General features: G+C 63.7%; 1 protein-coding gene. It reads right to left on the bottom strand.

Annotated features, from left to right (window positions below; all coding sequences use genetic code 11):
• Window positions 1–1,697 (bottom strand): methyl-accepting chemotaxis protein (locus tag WCE35_RS18520; RefSeq protein WP_424594782.1); only part of this gene is annotated, 1,697 nt, incomplete at its 3' end.
• Window positions 1,698–2,107: the final 410 nt, after the last annotated feature.

Below are 2,107 nucleotides of genomic sequence, written 5' to 3'. Positions count from 1 at the left end.
CTCACCGTGTTGAGGAACTTGCCGACCTCGAGCTTGAGGCGGTTGGAGTCGCCGGACAGCGACTGCGCCGCCGACAGCACCTGCGATGAGGCCGAGCCGGTCTCACTGGCGCCGCGCTGCACGTCGGTGATGTTCGACGAAACCTGCTGGGTGCCCTGCGCCGCCTGCTGGACATTGCGGGAAATCTCCTGGGTCGCCGCGCCCTGCTCTTCCACCGCCGACGCAATCGTCGCCGAGATCTCCGACAGTTTTTCGATGGTGCCACTGATCTCCTTGATGGCGCCGACCGACTCATGGGTCGCCGCCTGGATGCCGGAAATCTGCTGGCCGATCTCGCCGGTCGCTTTCGCGGTCTGCTCGGCCAGCGCCTTGACTTCGGAGGCGACCACGGCAAAGCCGCGGCCCGCTTCGCCGGCACGCGCGGCCTCGATGGTCGCGTTCAAAGCCAGCAGATTGGTCTGGCCGGCGATGGTGTTGATCAGCTCGACCACGTCGCCGATGCGGCTCGCCGCCTTCGACAATTCGCTGACGCGGTCGTTGGTCCTGCGCGCCTGATCGACCGCCTCGTTGGCCATCCGCGCCGATTCCTGCACCTGGCGGCTGATCTCGTTGACCGACGAGGTCAGTTCCTCGGTGGCGGAGGCCACCGATTGCACATTGGTGGAGGCTTCCTCGGACGCCGCCGCGACCGCGGTGGTCAACTCCTGCGCCCGCTCGGCGGTCGAGGTCAGCGTTTTGGCGGAGGCTTCCAGTTCGGTCGAGGCCGACGACACGGTCTCGACGATCTCGCCGACGGCGGATTCGAAGCTGTCGGCGAGCTTGACCATCTCAGCCTTGCGATGCTGGGCGGCGACCTGATCCTGCGTGATCTTGGCCTCGGCCTCCCGACGCGCCTTGTCGGCGAGCATCACCTTGATTCCCTCGACCGCGCGGGCGGTTTCGCCGATCTCATCCCCGCGCTCGGTGCCGGTAACCTCGATATCCTCACCCTTGGCCAGCCGCTGCAGCAGGCCGACAAGCGAGCGCATCGGCATGGCGATACCGAATTGGCCAACCAGGAATCCGGCAAGCAAGCCGAGCAGGACACCCGCTATGGCCGTGATGACGAGCCAACGGGATGCGGTTTCATATTCCTCGGCCGCGGCCTTGGCAAAATGATCGACGCGCTCGTTCAGTCGCTCGGCGACAGTCCGAACCATTTTCCGCAGCTTCTCGGCCGCCGCACGGCTCTTCATGGCGGACGCGCGCAAGCGCTCTGTTTCATCGTTCAACTGAACGTCCTTGACTCCATCAGCCAGCCGAAGCGTATTCTCCATATCCTTGACGTATTCCGCGAACGCATCCCTGACGGCGGGTATCATGGCCTTCACATGCTCGTCGCGGGTTTTGCCGGCCTCCCCGATCCGTTCATTGAACAGCTTCAGTTGTTCGTCGATGACCTTGCGAACCTCGGCGCGGTTCTCAGGTCGTGGATCGAGGGCGACGCTGAATTCGGCCTGGTTCATGGCGATGAGGTTGGTGTTGGCGCGGGCAGCCTCCAGCGCGCGCCTCGCCGCCGAATCCATCGTGACCGCATCGTCATTGAGCGAACGCAGCGCATGGATGCCAAACCAGCTCATCCCCGCGGAAATCGCCGATATCAGGACAATGATCGTCAGGACTTTGGTAAGGATGCGGAAACGAGCCAGGAAGGACATGCAAACCTCTGCAAACGGGCTGACCTCGAAGAGGGGTTCTTCGAGGATGAATACGTCAGGGATTCAAATGGCGCATGCGCGGGAGCGCGCGCGCCGGCAGGCGAGATTCACGCTTGCGCCCAAAAGAGCGCCGTGACGCTTTCTCGTCAGAACCGTAAGTTTCGCGCGTTTCGTTAGGGTTAATGTCGGGCGCCGTAGAAATACGGGACGATCAAGCCGGATTGCCGGCAACATGGCGCATGGCCGATTGAAGCCGCACGGGTCGAGCGTGGGATATCGGATACGGACGCCAACGATTGAAACAGGGATCGCCGAGCCGGCGGCCCGATCAATCCGCCGAACGGCGCAGCTCCGGCGCGCTTTCCGGCTTTGCCGGCTCCGCCCTGGTCTCGGATTTGACCGGCTCGAGC

It is taken from the genome of Bradyrhizobium sp. (assembly GCF_049691595.1).
In the GTDB taxonomy this organism is placed as follows: domain Bacteria; phylum Pseudomonadota; class Alphaproteobacteria; order Rhizobiales; family Xanthobacteraceae; genus Bradyrhizobium.
The sequence above is the reverse complement of the archived record's forward strand: the minus strand, read 5'-3'. Positions and strand labels throughout refer to the sequence as shown.